The following is a 17,892-nucleotide window of genomic DNA, read 5'->3' as shown; positions in this document are numbered from 1 at the left end:
CCGCCATCGGCGGGGTGTTTTCGTTTGGAGCGGCGATCACCGGAGCGCCGTGCGCGCTCAGTGGACGACGCGGTCGAACACGAACTTGCCGTCCTGGATGTCGACCGGAATCACATCCTTCGGACCGAAGCGGCCCGCGAGGATGAGCTTCGCGACCGGGTTCTCGATCTCCTGCTGGATCGCACGCTTGAGCGGCCGTGCGCCGAACAGAGGATCGTAACCGACCTGGCCGATCTGCTCGAGCGCCGCGTCCGACACGTCGAGCGCCATGTCGAGCTTCGCGAGCCGGTCATGCAGGCGCGCGAGCTGGATCTTCGCGATCGACTGGATGTTGCTGCGGTCGAGCGCATGGAACACGACGACGTCGTCGATCCGGTTCAGGAACTCGGGGCGGAAATGCTGCTTCACCTCGAGCCACACCGCGTCCTTGATCTCGTCCTGCGGCGAACCCGACATCGCCTGGATCACCTGCGAGCCGAGGTTCGACGTCATCACGATCACCGTGTTCTTGAAGTCGACCGTGCGCCCCTGCCCGTCCGTCATCCGGCCGTCGTCGAGCACCTGCAGCAGCACGTTGAACACGTCCGGGTGCGCCTTCTCGATCTCGTCGAGCAGGATCACGCTGTACGGCTTGCGGCGCACGGCTTCCGTCAGGTAGCCGCCCTCCTCGTAGCCGACATAGCCCGGCGGCGCGCCGATCAGCCGCGCGACGCTGTGCTTCTCCATGAACTCGCTCATGTCGATGCGGATCAGGTGCTCTTCCGAGTCGAACAAAAACGCCGCGAGCGCCTTGCACAGTTCGGTCTTGCCGACGCCCGTCGGGCCGAGGAACAGGAACGAGCCGTACGGCCGGTTCGGATCGGCGAGACCCGCGCGCGAACGGCGGATCGCATCGGCGACCGCGTCGATCGCCTCGTTCTGGCCGACCACGCGCTCGTGCAGCTTCTCCTCGATGTGCAGCAGCTTTTCACGTTCACCCTGCATCATCCGCGACACCGGGATGCCGGTCGCGCGCGACACGACTTCCGCGATTTCTTCCGCACCGACCTGCGTGCGCAGCAGCCGCGGACGCGTCGGGTTGTGCTGCTCCTTCTCTTCCGCCTGCGTGACCTGCTTCAACTGCGCGTCGAGCTGCGGCAGCTTGCCATACTGCAGTTCCGCGACCTTCTCGAGCTTGCCTTCGCGCTGCAGCCGCGCGATGTCCGCGCGCACCTTCTCGATCTCTTCCTTCAGCTGCGCGCTGCCGAGCACGGCGGCCTTCTCGGCCTTCCAGATCTCCTCGAGATCCGCATACTCGCGCGACAGCCGCTCGATTTCTTCCTCGATCAGCGCAAGCCGCTTCTGCGACGCCTCGTCCTGCTCCTTCTTCACGGCCTCGCGCTCGATCTTCAGCTGGATCAGCCGGCGGTCGAGCTTGTCCATCTCTTCGGGCTTCGAATCGATTTCCATCTTGATCTTCGAAGCCGCCTCGTCGATCAGGTCGATCGCCTTGTCCGGCAGGAAGCGGTCGGTGATGTAGCGGTGCGACAGCTCGGCCGCGGCAACGATCGCCGGGTCGGTGATCTCGACGCCGTGGTGCAGCTCGTACTTCTCCTGCAGCCCGCGCAGGATCGCGATCGTCGCCTCGACGCTCGGCTCGTCGACGAGCACCTTCTGGAAGCGGCGCTCGAGCGCGGCATCCTTCTCGATGTACTTGCGGTATTCGTCGAGCGTCGTCGCGCCGATGCAGTGCAGCTCGCCGCGCGACAGCGCCGGCTTCAGCATGTTGCCCGCATCCATCGCGCCTTCGGCCTTGCCCGCGCCGACCATCGTGTGGATTTCGTCGATGAAGACGATCGTCTGCCCTTCGTCCTTCGCGATGTCGTTGAGCACCGCCTTCAGGCGCTCCTCGAACTCGCCGCGATACTTCGCACCGGCGAGCAGCGCCGCCATGTCGAGCGACAGCACGCGCTTGCCCTTCAGCGTCTCGGGCACTTCGCCGTTGACGATCCGCTGTGCGAGTCCTTCGACGATCGCGGTCTTGCCGACGCCCGGCTCGCCAATCAGCACCGGGTTGTTCTTCGTGCGGCGCTGCAGGATCTGGATCGAGCGGCGGATTTCGTCGTCGCGGCCGATCACCGGGTCGAGCTTGCCCGCGCGGGCGCGCTCGGTCAGGTCGACCGTGTATTTCTTCAGCGCTTCACGCTGGCTTTCGGCGTCCTGGCTATGCACCTGCGAGCCGCCGCGCACCGCGGCGATCGCGGTTTCGAGCGCCTTGCGCGTGAGGCCGTGCTGGCGCGCGAGCTTGCCCGCGTCGCCCTTGTCGTCGGCGACCGCGAGCAGGAACATCTCGCTCGCGATGAACGTGTCGTTCAGCTTCTGCGCTTCCTTGTCCGCCTGGTTCAGCACGCCGGCGAGCTCGCGGCCGATCTGGATGTCGCCGCCCGTGCCCGTCACTTGCGGCAGGCGCGAGATGGCTTCGTTCAGCGCGCCCTGCAGCGCCTGCACGTGCACACCCGCGCGCGACAGCAGCGAGCGCGCGGAGCCGTCCTGCTGCGCGATCAGCGCCGACAGCACGTGAACGGGTTCGATGTATTGATTGTCGCGGCCCGCCGCAAGACTCTGCGCGTCCGCCAGTGCTTCCTGGAACTTGGTGGTGAGCTTGTCGATTCTCATTCAGAGACCTCCAATTTTCGATTAACACCAAGGTGAGGATGGTTATGCGGCTTTCAAGCGGATCGAGGTTGATTCAGCGCAAAAATGCGCAGGAATCGCAACGGAAAGGGGCTGCCGCGCGCAGCGTCGCGCGGCGATGCGTCAGCCGGCGAGCGGTGACGGTTCGGCGGACGGCGCGGCGCGCACGAGTGCGATCGGCTTGACGCCGAGCAGCGCCGCGAGCGGCGATGCGGGCTGCGCGAGCTCGCCGAGCGTGTGGCGGTCGAGTTCGGCGAAGAACGCGTCGCGCGCCGCCGCCAGCACGCCCTTCAGGCGGCACTGCGGCTCGATCACGCACCCGCGCGACGTTTCGCCGTCGGCGAAGCAGCCGACCAGCGCGAAATCGGTCTCGGTCGCACGCACGACCTGGCCGACCGTCAACTGCGCCGACTCCGGGAACAGCCGCAGCCCGCCATTGCGGCCGCGGACCGTGTCGACCCAGCCCAGCTCGCCAAGCCGCTGCACGACCTTCATCAGATGGTTCTTCGAAATGCCGTAGGCGTCCGAAATCTCCTGGATCGTCGCGAGCCCTTCACCGCGCACGGCAAGGTACAGCATGACTCTCAGCGAGTAGTCGGTGTAGTCGGTGAGTCTCATTGGCGAAAACGGTCTCTAGTGATCATGCCCCGATTATGCATGCCGCCGTGAACAGGTGGCATGCGCGCGACGTGCGCAAGGATCCGCGCACGATCGGGCTCGCGGCCCCCGGTTGCCGGGACGGCAAGTGCGCAATAAGATGCAGGGCATCAGCACATTTTTCGAGGGGTTGGCCGACGCTATTGTGCGTCAAAATCCTGCCGGCGTCCCGACCTTCGCCGCGCCATTCCGACCGATTCCGGCCCCTTCCTTGCCATGACCGACACGCCTGCCCTGCCCGACACTGCACCGATCCGTCCCCGCGATCCGGAACCGACCGAAGCCAATATCCGCGACCTCGTGTACGCGTTCTACGACCGCGTGCGCGCCGACCCGCTGCTCGGGCCCGTATTCGACGCCAAGCTGGCCGGCCGCTGGGACGATCACCTGCCGAAGATGGTGAGCTTCTGGTCGAGCCTCGTGCTCGGCACCAAGGGCTACCGCGGCAACGTGCAGCAGGCGCACCAGCCGCTCGACAGCCTCGAGCCGGCGCATTTCAGCCGCTGGCTGTCGCTGTTCCTGAAAACGGTGGAGGCGCGCTATACGCCGCCGGCGTCGGTCCGGTTCATGGAACCGGCGCTGCGGATCGCGCAGAGCCTGCAACTGAGCCGGTTCGGCTGGGACTACCAGATCCCGCCCGAGCAGCAGGCGCTGCTCGACGCCGTCGCGCCGCGCCGCCGCGACGAATCCGCGCACCTGCCGTCGCGCTCGGGCGGCGAGCCGTTTCCGGCGAAGATCATCGGGCGCGGTTCGTCCGACGAATGAGCGGCACGGCGCGCTGAGCGCCGCGCGCACGAAGGCACCGGCACTGCCGGCCCGCGCTCAGCGCGGCGCGTTGCCCGATTCGACGCCCCAGCGCGCGAGCGCCGCGTCGTCGGCGGTGCGGGCGTCCACCCAGCGTTCGCCTTCGGGGGTCGTTTCCTTCTTCCAGAACGGCGCCTCGGTCTTCAGGTAGTCCATCACGAATTCGCACGACGCGAACGCGTCGCCGCGATGCGCGGCGACCGTCGCGACCAGCACGATCTGGTCGAGCGGATACAGCTTGCCGACCCGGTGCACGATCGCGACGTCGATGCCCGGCCACCGCCGGCACGCGTCGCCGGCGATCTTTTCGAGCGCCTTCTCCGTCATCCCCGGATAGTGCTCGAGTTCCATCGCGGCGACCGAGTCGCCGTCGTTCAGGTCGCGCACCGTACCGACGAAGCACGCGATCGCACCGATCTTCGGATTGCGCGCGCGCAGCGCCGCCACCTCGGCGTTCAGATCGAAGTCGTCGGTCTGGACTCGCACCGTTGCCATCGTTCGCCCCTTACCCGTCCGTTACCCGCCTGTCACCGGCGGGAAAAACGCGACCTCGCAGCCGTCGGTGATGCGCGTGCCGGCCTCGGTCATCTCGTGATTGCACGCCATGCGCAGCGCGCGGCCTTCGGCGAGCGTCTCGGCCCACACGCCGCCGCGCGTGCGCAGCCATGCGCGCACGTCGCCGACCGTTGCGATTCCGTCCGGCACGTCGGCCTGCTCGTCGGCCACACCCAGCGCCTCGCGCACGCTTGCAAAGAATTTCAGCTGAATCTTCATCCTGGTTCGCCCCCGCGTCAGGACAGCAATTCGGAAAACGGAAGGAAGCGAACGGTTTCGCCCGCGCTGATCGCGTGGTGCGGCGGATTGTCGATCAGGCCGTCGCCCCAGACCGTCGACGTCAGTACCGCCGAACTCTGGTTCGGGAACAAGTCGAGACCGCCTGCCGCGTTGATGCGCGCACGCAGGAATTCGTTGCGCCGGTCGGCCTTGCCCTGCGTGAAATCCGCGCGCAGCGACAGCGCGCGCGGCGAAACGTCGCGCACGCCGGACAGGCGCAGCAGGAACGGCCGGACGAACAGCAGGAACGTGACGAAGCTCGACACCGGATTGCCGGGCAGCCCGATGAAATGCGCATCGGGCCGGCTGTCGCCGCGCCGGATCGCACCGAACGCGAGCGGCTTGCCGGGTTTCATCGCGATCTGCCACAGCGCCAGCCGGCCTTCGGCTTCGACCGCGGGCTTCACGTGGTCCTCGTCACCGACCGACACGCCGCCGCTCGTGAGGATCACGTCGTGGTCGCGCACGGCCTCGCGCAGCGTGTCGCGCGTGGCGGCGAGCGAATCGGGCACGATCCCGTAGTCGGTCACGTGGCAGCCGAGCCGCTCGAGCAGCCCGCGCAGCGTGAAGCGGTTCGAGTTGTAGATCGCGCCGGGCTTGAGCGGCTCGCCGGGCATCGTCAGCTCGTCGCCGGTGAAGAACACCGCGACCTTGATCCGCCGCGCGACGGACAGCTGCGCGCAGCCAACCGACGCGGCGAGGCCGAGCGCCTGCGGCGTGAGCCGCGTGCCGGCCGGCAGGATCACCGAGCCGCGCCGGATGTCCGCGCCCTGCGCGGTAATCCACTCGCCGGACTTCGGCGTGTGCAGGATTTCCACCGCATCGCCATCCGGCTCGGTCTGCTCCTGCATCACGACCGCATCGGCGCCGGGCGGCACCGTCGCGCCGGTGAAGATGCGCGCCGCGGTGCCGGCCGCGAGCGGAGCGGCCGGATGGCCGGCCGGAATGCGCTGCGACACGGGCAGGCGCCGCTCGCCATGCAGCAGGTCGGCGACGCGCACCGCATAGCCGTCCATCGCGCTCGTATGCATCGGCGGCACGTCGAGCGGCGACTCGACGTCGGCCGCGAGCACGCGCCCGAGCGCGTCGAGCGTGGCGACGGATTCGGTGCCGGGAAGCGGCGTGGCGGCGTCGAGCAGCGCGGCGAGCGCCTCGGCGGTCGACAGCATCGGCGCGCGCGGCGCCGCGGGATTCGGGTTCGACATCGATGGAATCGGGAATCGTGGAAAGCAATACGCCATTGTAGCGACGCGATCGGGCCGGCGTGCGATATGGCGGACATGCGGGAATGTCTATCTGACGGCGGGTCGGCCGTCCGTGAAGCGGGTTGCGCGCCGGGGCCTGGTTGGCCCGGCTCGCCCTGGCGTGACTCGGCTTGGCCCGTCCCGGCTCACGCGTTCGGCAGCAGGCACGTCGGGCCGCCGCGCGCAGCCGGCCTCGCCCCACCGCCCGTCCGCTACCGTGCGGCCAAACGGAAACGGCCGGAAAACCGATCCGTCGACGAATCGGCTTCCCGGCCGTCAGGCCGCGCCGGGCGAACCGCCCGGCAGCGGGTCATCACGCGCCCGTATGCGCGGCGATGAAATCCTGCACTTGCTGCGCGTCGGCGTTCACGACCTCGAAACGCTGCGGCAGCGCCTCGAGCCCGTCGAACGCGGCCGGCCGCTCCGGCTCGCGATCGAGCGCTTCGCGGATCGTCTCGCCGAACTTGATCGGCTGCGCGGTTTCGAGCACCACCATCGGCACGCCCGCATCGAGATGCTCGCGCGCGACTTTCACGCCGTCGGCCGTGTGCGTGTCGATCGTCGTCGCATAGCGCGCGAACACGTCGCGGATCGTCGCGATGCGGTCCGCATGGCTGCTGCTACCCGACACGAAGCCGAACTCGGCGACGCGCGCGAAATCGCCGCTCGCCGCCAGATCGAAGCCGCCCTTCTCCTCGACGTCGCGGAACAGCTGCATCACGCGCGCCGGATCGCGGCCGAGCAGGTCGAACACGAAGCGCTCGAAGTTCGACGCCTTCGAGATGTCCATGCTCGGGCTGCTCGTGTGGTAAGTGTGCTCCGCGCTGCGCACGCGGTACGCGCCGGTGCGGAAGAATTCGTCGAGCACGTCGTTCTCGTTGGTCGCGACAACGAGCTTCGCGATCGGCAGGCCCATCATCCGCGCGATGTGGCCCGCGCAGACGTTGCCGAAGTTGCCGGACGGCACCGTGAACGACACGCGCTCGTCATTGGACTTCGTGGCCGCAAAATAGCCCTTGAAGTAGTAGACGACCTGCGCGACGACCCGTGCCCAGTTGATCGAGTTGACCGTGCCGATCTTGTGCTTCGCCTTGAACGCGTGATCGTTCGACACGGCCTTCACGATGTCCTGGCAGTCGTCGAACACGCCCTCGACCGCGAGGTTGAAGATGTTCGGATCCTGCAGGCTGAACATCTGCGCGGTCTGGAACGCGCTCATCTTCTTGTGCGGCGACAGCATGAACACGCGCACGCCGGCCTTGCCGCGCATCGCGTACTCGGCCGCGCTGCCCGTGTCGCCCGACGTCGCACCGAGGATGTTCAGCGCTTTGCCTTGCTTCGCGAGCGTGTACTCGAACAGGTTGCCGAGCAGCTGCATCGCCATGTCCTTGAACGCGAGCGTCGGACCGTTCGACAGCTCGAGCAGCGAGATCGGCGCGCCGTTCTCGGTGCCGAGCGTCTTCAGCGGCGTGATGTCGGCCGCGTTTTCGCCATGGCGCGTATTGCGGTAGACGTCGGCGGTGTACGTGCGGCGCGTGATCGCGCGCAGGTCGTCGGCCGGGATGTCGTCGCTGAATTTCGACAGGATCTCGAACGCGAGATCCGCGTACGACAGCGTACGCCAGCGGGCGAGCTCGTCCGCGGACACTTGCGGATACTCGGTCGGCAGGTAGAGCCCGCCGTCCTTCGCGAGGCCGCCGAGCAGGATGTCGGAGAACGTGTGGCGCTCGCCGATGCCGGCGCCGCGCGTGGAGATGTAGTTCATGTCGTCCTCGATCCTCAGTTCAGCGCTTCCATGCGCAGCTTCGTCACCTTCGACACGACCGTCGCGAGCCCTTCGATCCGCGCGATCGCCGCATTGACGTTCTTCTCGAGCGTCACGTGCGTGATCAGGATGATGTCGGTTTCGCCGTTCGCGTCGTCGACCTGCTCCGATTCCTTCTGCAGCAGCGCGTCGATCGAGATGCCCGAATCGGCGAGGATGCGCGTGATGTCCGCGAGCACGCCCGTCTGGTCGGCAACGCGCAGGCGCAGGTAGTAGCCGCTCGTGACCTCTTCGATCGGCAGGATCGGCGTGTTCGACAGGCTGTCCGGCTGGAACGCGAGATGCGGCACGCGATGCTCGGGGTCCGCCGTATGCAGGCGCGTGACGTCGACGAGATCGGCGACGACCGCCGACGCGGTCGGCTCTGCGCCCGCGCCCTTGCCGTAGTACAGCGTCGTGCCGACCGCGTCGCCGTGCACGACGACCGCGTTCATCGCGCCCTCGACGTTCGCGAGCAGGCGCTTCTCGGGGATCAGCGTCGGATGCACGCGCAGCTCGATGCCGCTTTCGGCGCGGCGCGTGATGCCGAGCAGCTTGATCCGGTAACCGAGTTCTTCCGCATAGCGGATGTCGGTCGCGTCGAGCTTGCTGATGCCCTCGACGTACGCGCGGTCGAACTGCACGGGCACGCCGAACGCGATCGCGCTCATGATCGTCGCCTTGTGCGCGGCGTCGACGCCCTCGATGTCGAAGGTCGGATCGGCTTCCGCGTAGCCGAGTTCCTGCGCGGCCTTCAGCGCGGTCGCGAAGTCGAGGCCGCGGTCGCGCATTTCGGACAGGATGTAGTTGGTCGTGCCGTTGATGATGCCGGCGATGTACTGGATGCGATTTGCGGTCAGGCCTTCGCGCAGCGCCTTGATGATCGGGATGCCGCCCGCGACGGCCGCCTCGAACGCGACCATCACGCCCTTCTCGCGCGCGGCCTCGAAGATCTCGGTGCCGTGCACCGCGAGCAGCGCCTTGTTGGCGGTCACGACATGCTTGCCGTTCGCGATTGCGCGCAGCACGAGCTCGCGCGCGATGCCCGTGCCGCCGATCATCTCGGCGACGATTGCGATCGACGGATCGTCGACGACCGCATTGAAATCGTCGGTGATCTGCGCGGTGCCGGCGTCGCCGCCGAGCGCGGCCTGCGCCTTCGCCGGGTTGCGCACCGCAATGCGCGTGACCTCGATGCCGCGCCCCGCGCGCCGTTTGATTTCTTCCTGATTGCGGCGCAGCACCGTGAAGGTGCCGCTGCCTACCGTGCCGAAGCCCAACAGGCCAACTTTGATCGGTTCCATGCTGCGTGTAATCGATGAGTGAATGGTGAATGTGTCCGGCGTGTCCCGCCCCGTGTCAGACCGAATGGCGCTTGCGATAGCCGTCGAGGAAGCGCGCGATCCGGTTGATCGAATCGGTCAGGTCGTCATGGTTCGGCAGGAACACGACGCGGAAATGGTCCGGCGTCGGCCAGTTAAAGCCCGTGCCCTGCACGAGCAGCACGCGTTCCTCGAGCAGCAGCTCGAGAATGAACTGCTGGTCGTTCTGGATCGGATAGAGCTTCGGATCGAGCCGCGGAAACATGTAGAGCGCGGCCTGCGGCTTCACGCAGGTCACGCCCGGGATCGACGTGAGCATCTCGTACGCGAGCTCGCGCTGCTTGTAGAGGCGCCCCGACGGCACGATCAGCTCGTTGATGCTCTGGTAGCCGCCGAGCGCGGTCTGGATCGCGAACTGCCCCGGTACGTTCGCGCACAGGCGCATCGACGACAGGATGCCGAGCCCCTCGAGGTAGTCCTTTGCGCGCCGGCGGTTGTCGCCGCCGAGGCCCGACACGGCCATCCAGCCCGCGCGGTAGCCGCACGAGCGGTAGCTCTTCGACAGGCTGTTGAACGTGACGGTGATCACATCCTCCGACAGCGCGCCCATCGCCGTGTGCTCGAGGCCGTCGTAGACGATCTTGTCGTAGACCTCGTCGGCGAACACGATCAGCCCGTGCTCGCGCGCGATCTCGAGCAGCTCGAGCAGCAATTCATCCGAATAAAGCGCGCCCGTCGGGTTGTTCGGGTTGATCACGACGATCGCCTTCGTGTTCGGCGTGATCTTGCGGCGGATGTCGTCGGGGTCGGGCATCCACGCGTTCTGCTCGTCGCAGATGTAGTGCACGGGCGTGCCGCCCGACAGGCTCACGGCGGCCGTCCACAGCGGGTAGTCGGGCGCCGGCAGCAGCACCTCGTCGCCGTCGTTCAGCAGCGCCTGGGTCGCCATCACGATCAGCTCGGACGCGCCGTTGCCGATGTAGATGTCGTCGAGGCCGACGCCCGCGACGCCCTTTTGCTGCGTGTAGTGCATCACCGCCTTGCGCGCGGAGAACACGCCCTTCGAATCCGAATAGCCGGACGACGTCGGCAGGTTGCGGATCATGTCCTGGATGATCTCGTCCGGCGCGTCGAACCCGAACGGCGCGAGGTTGCCGATGTTCAGCTTGATGATGCGGTGGCCTTCTTCCTCGAGGCGCTTCGCGTGCTCGAGCACCGGGCCACGGATGTCGTAGCAGACGTTGAGCAGCTTGTTCGATTTCTGGATCGGTTTCACGACGACACGGTTCCTGAATAATGCCTGGCGGCCTGGGAGACGGGAATCGAAACTGGAGAGCGGCCGGTCTGTGCGCGCTGTCTAGGCTGGACGATTGCGGCGGCCGGGCGCGGCTTGTGGCGACGCACGACGCGAACGCCGCCGGGGGGCGGCCAAAAAGTTATAATTTAGCGGATTTTGGCCGACTTTCGCAATGCACAATGCCGTGCCGGGCCCGCGCCGTCGGGCGCGCCGGGCGCCCGGCATGCGAAACCGGCCGCCCGGGCCCGCGCGGCCCGCCTGGACGGCCCCACTTGGGCACCCCATCGAATTTCCCTTTCGGAACCGCGGACATACTGATTTGAAACTGCACCAGGACTCGAGCGGCGCGCTCAACACCGTCACCGGCTACGGCCCCGATTACGTCGATGTCAATCTCCAGCGTCACGAACAGAGCGTCATCGTGCTGCCCGGCGCGCCGGTCCAGGCGTGGCCCGTGTCGTCGTTCGACGCGCTCGCGCCCGAGCATTTCGCGATGCTGCTCGACCCGGCGCCCGAGGTCGTGATCTTCGGCAGCGGCACGCGGCTGCGCTTTCCGCACCCGCGCCTCGTCGCGGCGCTCACCGCGAAGCGGATCGGCGTCGAGACGATGGACTTCCAGGCCGCCTGCCGCACGTACAACATCCTGATGGCCGAAGGCCGCAAAGTCGCCGCCGCGCTCTTAATTGAACGTTAATCCCCGATGCGGTAAAACTCTCGCCGGCGAACCGGGTCCGATCCCCGGTCCGGCGCATGCCCCGTCGTAAGCCGCCGGCGGCACATCACAACAACCAACAGGCTCAATTCCATGAACGATACGCCGTCGAGGCTACCGCTCAACCGTACCGCGCTCGTCCTGCTGATCCTCGCGCTCGCCGTCATCTGGTTCGCGCCGCTCGGCCTGCGCCACCTGATTCCCAGCGACGAAGGCCGCTACGCCGAAATGGCGCGCGAGATGTTCGTCACCGGCGACTGGATCACGCCCCGCTACAACGGCTACAAGTACTTCGAGAAGCCGCCGCTGCAGACCTGGCTCAACGCGCTGACGTTCGCGTGGTTCGGCATCGGCGACTGGCAGGCGCGCCTCTATACCGCGGTCGCGGCCTTCGCCGGCGTGCTGCTCGTCGCCTTCACCGGCGCGCGCCTGTTCAACCCGCTGTCGGGCTTCCTCGCGGCCGTCGTGCTCGCGTGCTCGCCGTACTGGAACCTGATGGGCCACTTCAACGCGCTCGACATGGGCCTCGCGTTCTGGATGACGCTCACGCTGTGCGCGCTGCTGCTCGCGCAGCGGCCCGGGCTGCGCCCCGCCGCGGTGCGCGGCTGGATGTGGGTCTGCTGGGGGGGGATGGCGTTCGCGGTGCTGTCGAAGGGCCTCGTCGGCCTGATCCTGCCGGGCGCCGTGCTGGTGCTCTACACGCTGATCGCGCGCGACTGGGCGCTGTGGAAGCGCCTGTACATCGTCAGCGGGCTCGTGATCTTCTTCGCGATCGTCACGCCGTGGTTCGTGCTCGTGCAGCAGCGCAATCCGGAATTCTTCAATTTCTTCTTCATCGTCCAGCAGTTCCGCCGCTATCTGACCCCGGAACAGAACCGCCCGGGACCGTTCTACTACTTCGTGCCGGTGCTGCTGGTCGGCTTCCTGCCGTGGCTGTCGGTCACGTGGCAGAGCCTCCGCCATGCGCTGCGGATGCCGCGCCAGCCGAACGGCTTCGCGCCGATGCTCGTGCTGCTGATCTGGAGCGCGTTCATCTTCCTGTTCTTCAGCGCGTCGCACTCGAAGCTGATCTCGTACGTGCTGCCGGTCGCGCCGGCGCTCGCGCTCGTGATCGGCGCGTACCTGCCGCTCGTGTCGGCCGACCGGTTCCGCCGCCACCTGCTCGGCTACCTCGTGTTCGTCGTCGTCGCGGCGTTCGGCATCATCTTCCTCGCGTACCAGGGCGACGCCCGCACGCCGAACGCGCTGTACCGCGCGTTCCAGCTCTGGCTGTACGCGGGCCTCGCGGTCGCGGCCGCGCTGACGCTCGCCGCCGCGTGGCTCAACCGCCACGCGCGTGCCGGCGTCACGGCCGCGATGACCGCGTTCGGCGCGGCCTGGCTCGCGTTCGGCACGATCGGCGGCACCGGCCACGACGAATTCGGCCGCTACAGCTCGGGCGCGCTGCTTGCGCCGGCCGTGCGCGCCGAGCTCGCGAAGCTGCCGGCAGACACGCCGTTCTACTCGGTCGAGATGCTAGACCATACGTTCCCGTTCTACATGGGACACACGACGATCATGGTCCACCGCCAGGACGAGCTCGCGTTCGGGATCTCGGTCGAGCCGAACAAATGGATCCCGACGGTCGACGAATGGATCGCACGCTGGAAGCAGGAGACCCACGCGCTCGCGATCATGCCGCCCGGCCAGTACGACGCGCTCGTCAAGCAAGGCGTGCCGATGAAGGTGATCGCGCGCGACAACCGCCGCGTGATCGTCGAAAAGCCGCAATCGTAAGCAAGCAAGGACGTCCCACTTGAACCCGATCTCGCTCGTCTGCATCATCACCGGCGTCATGCTGAACGCCTGCGCGCAACTGCTGCTCAAGGCCGGCGTCAACGCCGTTGGACACTTCGAATTCACCCGTGCGAACATTGTGCCGGTCGGCCTGAAGATCGCCACCCAGCTCCCGATCATCGGCGGGCTCGGGTGCTACGTACTCAGCGTCGTCGTCTGGATCGTCGGACTGTCGCGGGTCGACGTGTCGATCGCGTACCCGATGCTGTCGCTCGGCTACGTCGTCAACGCGTTTGCCGCGTGGTACCTGTTCGGCGAGGTGCTGTCCGTCCAGCGCCTCGTCGGCATCGGCATCATCCTGATCGGGGTGTTCGTGCTCGCGCGCAGCTGAGCGCCGCCGCGCACGCACCGCGCATCGGTCGCGCATCGGTCGCGCATTGGTCGATTAAGCATCCGCCTACAAAAAATCACGGTACGAATCGGTCAACCGGTGTTTAATGCCGGTTTCGGGCGAACCGCCCGTCCCTTTTATTACACGCCATTACGAGTCAAGCGTCCATGAACCAGACTGCCGTTCCGTTCCTGCCGTTCACCCGTCCCGAAATCGACGAGGAAACCATCCAGGGCGTCGTCGAGGTGCTGCGTTCGGGCTGGATCACCACCGGCCCGCAGAACCAGCGGTTCGAGGCCGCGCTGTCCGAATACTGCGGCGGGCGCCCGGTGCGCGCGTTCAATTCGGGCACCTGCACGCTCGAGATCGGCCTGCGGATCGCCGGCGTCGGCCCCGGCGACGAAGTGATCACGTCGCCCGCGTCGTGGGTGTCGACGAGCAACGTGATTCTCGAGACCGGCGCGACACCCGTGTTCGCCGACATCGATCCCGTCACGCGCAACATCGACCTCGACCTGCTCGAGAAGGCGATCACGCCGCGCACGAAGGCGATCATTCCGGTCTACCTCGCCGGCCTGCCGGTCGACATGGACCGCCTGTACGCGATCGCGCGCGCACACAACCTGCGCGTGATCGAGGATGCCGCGCAGGCGCTCGGCTCGACGTGGAAGGGCCGGCGCATCGGCGCGATCGGCGACATCGTGTCGTTCAGCTTCCATGCGAACAAGAACCTCACGACAATCGAAGGCGGCGCGCTCGTGCTCAACAACGAGGACGAGGCGATCCTCGCGCAGAAGTACCGGCTGCAGGGCATCACCCGCACCGGCTTCGACGGGATGGACTGCGACGTGCTCGGCGGCAAGTACAACCTGACCGACGTCGCCGCGCGCGTCGGCCTCGGCCAGCTGCCGCACCTCGAGCGCTTCACCGCGCAGCGCCATGCGCTCGCCCGCGCGTATTTCGCCGCCTTCGAAGGCGGCACGGCCGCGAAGCTCGGCCTCGGCCTGCCGCTCGCCGAATTCGAGCACGGCAACTGGCACATGTTCCTCGTCACGCTGCCGCTCGACCGGCTGACGATCACCCGCGCCGAGTTCATGGCGCAGATGAAGGAGCGTGGCATCGGCACCGGGATCCACTACCCGGCCATCCATCTTTTCACGCTGTACCGCGCGCGCGGCTTCAAGGAGGGCATGTTCCCCCACGCCGAACGGTACGGCGCGTCGACCGTCACGCTGCCGCTCTTCACGCAGATGACGGAAGACGACGTGCGTCGCGTCGTCGACGCCACCAACCAGATTTGCGAACAATACGGAAAGTAAGCGGACATGAGTCACCTTGAAGCACGCGCCGGGCAACCGGGCGCCGGTCACCCGGGCGCAGCGAACCCGGGCGCCGGGCATCCGGAAGTATCGGTCGTCATCCCCGTGTACAACGAGGAAGACGGCCTCGCCGCGCTCTTTGCGCGGCTGTATCCGGCGCTCGACGCGCTCGGTACGTCGTACGAAGTGATCCTGGTCAACGACGGCAGCCGCGACCGCTCGGCCGCCCTCCTCGCGGACCAGTTCCACGTGCGCCCCGACACGACGCGCGTCGTGCTGCTGAACGGCAACTACGGGCAGCACATGGCGATCCTCGCCGGCTTCGCGCAATCGCGCGGCGACATGGTCGTCACGCTCGACGCGGACCTGCAGAACCCGCCCGAGGAAATCGGCAAGCTGATCGCGAAGATGCGCGAGGGCTACGACTACGTCGGCACGATTCGCAAGCAGCGCCAGGACAGCCTGTTCCGGCGCAAGGCGTCGGCCGCGATGAACCGGCTGCGCGAGCGCATCACGCGCATCAAGATGACCGACCAAGGCTGCATGCTGCGCGCGTACAGCCGCCGCATCATCGACACGATCAACGTGTGCGGCGAGGTCAACACGTTCATCCCGGCGCTCGCCTACACGTTCGCGCAGAAGCCGACCGAGATCGAGGTCGCGCACGAGGAGCGCTTCGCGGGCGAATCGAAGTATTCGCTGTACAGCCTGATCCGCCTGAACTTCGACCTCGTGACCGGCTTCTCGGTCGTGCCGCTGCAGTGGCTGTCGTTCATCGGCGTGATCCTGTCGCTCGGCTCCGCGGCGCTGTTCGTGCTGCTGCTCGTGCGGCGCTTCATCGTCGGCGCGGAAGTGCAAGGCGTGTTCACGCTGTTCGCGATCACGTTCTTCCTGCTCGGCGTGATCATCTTCGCGCTCGGCCTGCTTGGCGAATACATCGGCCGCATCTACCAGCAGGTGCGCGCCCGCCCGCGCTACCTGATCCAGACCGTGCTCGAGCGGCACGGCAACGTGCACGATGCGCCCGCGGACGAAGGCCGCCAGGAGGTCACGCGATGAAGCCGCGCGCGGTCGTATTCGCGTACCACAACGTCGGCGTGCGTTGCCTGCAGGTGCTGCTCGCGCGCGGCGTCGACGTCGCGCTCGTTGTCACGCACGAGGACAACCCGAACGAGAACATCTGGTTCGGCAGCGTCGCGTCGGTCGCGGCCGAGCACGGGATTGCCGTTGCCACGCCGGCCGATCCGGCCGACCCCGCCCTGCGCCGCGCGATCGCCGACGCACGGCCGGATTTCATCTTCTCGTTCTATTACCGGCACATGCTGCCGGTCGACCTGCTCGCGATCGCGCCGCGCGGTGCGTACAACATGCACGGTTCGCTGCTGCCGAAATACCGGGGTCGGGTTCCGACCAACTGGGCGGTGCTGAACGGCGAGACGGAAACCGGCGCGACGCTGCATGAAATGGCCGCGAAGCCCGACGCCGGCGCGATCGTCGGCCAGACCGCGGTGCCGATCCTGCCCGACGACACGGCCGCGCAGGTGTTCGACAAGGTCACGGTGGCCGCCGAGCAGACGCTGTGGCGCGTCCTGCCCGCGCTGCTCGCGGGCGAAGCGCCGCACCTGCCGAACGATCTCGCAGCCGGCAGCTACTTCGGCGGCCGCAAGCCCGAGGACGGCCGGATCGACTGGTCGAAGCCCGCCGCGCAGGTCTACAACCTGGTCCGCGCGGTCGCGCCCCCGTATCCGGGCGCGTTCACGGACCTGAACGGCGCGCGCTTCGTCGTCGCGCGCGCGCGCGTTGCGGCGCCCGGCAGCCCGGCCGCCGCGGCGGCGGTCGATTTGCCGCCCGGCCTGCACGTAAGCGATAATGTGCTATTCGGCGTCTGCGGCGACAGCCGCGCCATATCCATTCTCGAGCTGTGGCAACAGCGCGACGGCAGCGAAACCGTCGTGACGCCCGCGGAATTCGCGCAGTTCATTCATTCTTCCCGTCATTCATGAAAGCAAAAAAAGTCCTGATCCTGGGTGTGAACGGCTTCATCGGCCATCACCTGTCGAAGCGCATTCTTGAAACCACCGATTGGGAAGTGTTCGGCATGGACATGCAGACCGATCGGCTCGGCGATCTCGTCAACCACGAGCGGATGCATTTCTTCGAAGGCGACATCACGATCAACAAGGAGTGGGTCGAGTATCACGTGAAGAAGTGCGACGTGATCCTGCCGCTCGTCGCGATCGCGACGCCCGCGACCTACGTCCAGCAGCCGCTGCGCGTGTTCGAGCTCGACTTCGAGGCGAACCTGCCGATCGTGCGCTCGGCCGTGAAGTACGGCAAGCACCTCGTGTTCCCGTCGACCTCCGAGGTCTACGGGATGTGCTCGGACGAACAGTTCGACCCCGACAACTCGGCCCTCACCTACGGCCCGATCAACAAGCCGCGCTGGATCTACGCGTGCTCGAAGCAGCTGATGGACCGCGTGATCTGGGGCTACGGGATGGAAGGCCTGAACTTCACGCTGTTCCGTCCGTTCAACTGGATCGGCCCGGGCCTCGACTCGATCTACACGCCGAAGGAAGGCAGCTCGCGCGTCGTCACGCAGTTCCTCGGCCACATCGTGCGCGGCGAAAACATCAGCCTCGTCGACGGCGGCTCGCAGAAGCGCGCGTTCACCGACATCGACGACGGCATCAGCGCGCTGATGAAGATCATCGAAAACGCGAACGGCGTTGCATCGGGCAAGATCTACAACATCGGGAATCCGAAGAATAATTTCTCGGTGCGCGAACTCGCGCACAAGATGCTCGAACTCGCGGCCGAGTTCCCCGAGTACGCCGATTCCGCGAAGAACGTGAACCTCGTCGAAACGACGTCGGGCGCGTACTACGGCAAGGGCTACCAGGACGTGCAGAACCGCGTGCCGAAGATCGACAACACGATGCAGGAGCTCGGCTGGGCGCCGCAATCGACGTTCGACGACGCGCTGCGCAAGATCTTCGAGGCGTACCGCGGCCACGTCGCCGACGCGCGCGCACTCGTCGAGCAGCAAGGCTAACGCG

Annotated in this window: 16 protein-coding genes; 8 read left to right on the top strand and 8 right to left on the bottom strand. The window is 67.0% G+C overall.

Annotated features, from left to right (window positions below):
- Window positions 1–57: 57 nt before the first annotated feature.
- A complete protein-coding gene (gene clpB, locus ACV229_RS24140) occupies window positions 58–2,655 on the bottom strand; it encodes an ATP-dependent chaperone ClpB (RefSeq protein ID WP_448085609.1) in 2,598 nt (865 codons plus the stop codon).
- 141 nt (window positions 2,656–2,796) lie between these two features.
- Entirely contained in the window at window positions 2,797–3,291 is a 495-nt protein-coding gene (locus ACV229_RS24135) for an Rrf2 family transcriptional regulator (protein ID WP_448085608.1), read from the bottom strand.
- A gap of 255 nt (window positions 3,292–3,546) precedes the next feature.
- Here ACV229_RS24135 and ACV229_RS24130 point away from each other — a divergent pair, with 255 nt between their 5' ends.
- Window positions 3,547–4,095, top strand: a complete 549-nt coding sequence (locus ACV229_RS24130; RefSeq protein ID WP_448085607.1) for a group III truncated hemoglobin — start codon at window positions 3,547–3,549, stop codon at window positions 4,093–4,095.
- Window positions 4,096–4,152: 57 nt separating this feature from the next.
- Here ACV229_RS24130 and moaE read toward each other — a convergent pair whose 3' ends face one another.
- The 6 genes from moaE to ACV229_RS24100 all read right to left on the bottom strand — a co-directional run bounded on the left by moaE (window position 4,153) and on the right by ACV229_RS24100 (window position 10,614).
- Window positions 4,153–4,629, bottom strand: coding sequence for a molybdopterin synthase catalytic subunit MoaE (moaE, locus tag ACV229_RS24125; protein WP_448085606.1), 477 nt, complete (start codon window positions 4,627–4,629; stop codon window positions 4,153–4,155).
- 21 nt (window positions 4,630–4,650) lie between these two features.
- Window positions 4,651–4,908 (bottom strand): molybdopterin converting factor subunit 1, encoded by a 258-nt coding sequence (gene moaD, locus ACV229_RS24120; protein WP_448085605.1) that lies wholly within the window; start codon window positions 4,906–4,908, stop codon window positions 4,651–4,653.
- A gap of 17 nt (window positions 4,909–4,925) precedes the next feature.
- Entirely contained in the window at window positions 4,926–6,173 is a 1,248-nt protein-coding gene (locus tag ACV229_RS24115; protein ID WP_448085604.1) for a molybdopterin molybdotransferase MoeA, read from the bottom strand.
- Window positions 6,174–6,525: 352 nt separating this feature from the next.
- Complete coding sequence (thrC, locus tag ACV229_RS24110; RefSeq protein ID WP_448085603.1) at window positions 6,526–7,977, bottom strand: threonine synthase; 1,452 nt, start codon at window positions 7,975–7,977, stop codon at window positions 6,526–6,528.
- Between the two features lie 14 nt (window positions 7,978–7,991).
- Window positions 7,992–9,320 carry a homoserine dehydrogenase gene (locus ACV229_RS24105; RefSeq protein ID WP_448085602.1) on the bottom strand — a complete coding sequence of 443 codons (1,329 nt, stop codon included), beginning with the start codon at window positions 9,318–9,320 and terminating at the stop codon, window positions 7,992–7,994.
- A gap of 55 nt (window positions 9,321–9,375) precedes the next feature.
- Window positions 9,376–10,614, bottom strand: a complete 1,239-nt coding sequence (locus ACV229_RS24100) for a pyridoxal phosphate-dependent aminotransferase (RefSeq protein WP_448085601.1) — start codon at window positions 10,612–10,614, stop codon at window positions 9,376–9,378.
- 340 nt (window positions 10,615–10,954) lie between these two features.
- On the opposite strand from ACV229_RS24100, the gene ACV229_RS24095 reads away from it, so the two are divergent.
- The 7 genes from ACV229_RS24095 to ACV229_RS24065 all read left to right on the top strand — a co-directional run bounded on the left by ACV229_RS24095 (window position 10,955) and on the right by ACV229_RS24065 (window position 17,888).
- Complete coding sequence (locus tag ACV229_RS24095) at window positions 10,955–11,329, top strand: Mth938-like domain-containing protein (RefSeq protein ID WP_448085600.1); 375 nt, start codon at window positions 10,955–10,957, stop codon at window positions 11,327–11,329.
- Window positions 11,330–11,440: 111 nt separating this feature from the next.
- On the top strand, window positions 11,441–13,123 hold the full coding sequence (locus ACV229_RS24090; protein WP_448085599.1) for a phospholipid carrier-dependent glycosyltransferase: 1,683 nt from the start codon (window positions 11,441–11,443) through the stop codon (window positions 13,121–13,123).
- 19 nt (window positions 13,124–13,142) lie between these two features.
- Entirely contained in the window at window positions 13,143–13,514 is a 372-nt protein-coding gene (locus tag ACV229_RS24085; RefSeq protein ID WP_448085598.1) for an EamA family transporter, read from the top strand.
- Window positions 13,515–13,681: 167 nt separating this feature from the next.
- Entirely contained in the window at window positions 13,682–14,833 is a 1,152-nt protein-coding gene (locus ACV229_RS24080; protein ID WP_448085597.1) for a DegT/DnrJ/EryC1/StrS family aminotransferase, read from the top strand.
- Between the two features lie 6 nt (window positions 14,834–14,839).
- On the top strand, window positions 14,840–15,892 hold the full coding sequence (locus ACV229_RS24075) for a glycosyltransferase (protein ID WP_448085596.1): 1,053 nt from the start codon (window positions 14,840–14,842) through the stop codon (window positions 15,890–15,892).
- A complete protein-coding gene (locus tag ACV229_RS24070; protein ID WP_448085595.1) occupies window positions 15,889–16,836 on the top strand; it encodes a formyltransferase in 948 nt (315 codons plus the stop codon). Before ACV229_RS24075 ends, ACV229_RS24070 begins: the two co-directional genes overlap by 4 nt.
- Window positions 16,833–17,888: a bifunctional UDP-4-keto-pentose/UDP-xylose synthase gene (locus tag ACV229_RS24065; protein WP_448085594.1), complete on the top strand. Its 1,056-nt coding sequence runs from the start codon at window positions 16,833–16,835 to the stop codon at window positions 17,886–17,888. The genes ACV229_RS24070 and ACV229_RS24065 overlap by 4 nt, the downstream gene beginning before the upstream one ends.
- Window positions 17,889–17,892 lie beyond the last annotated feature (4 nt).

Source organism: Burkholderia sp. MR1-5-21 (genome assembly GCF_053427715.1).
The sequence above is the reverse complement of the archived record's forward strand: the minus strand, read 5'-3'. Positions and strand labels throughout refer to the sequence as shown.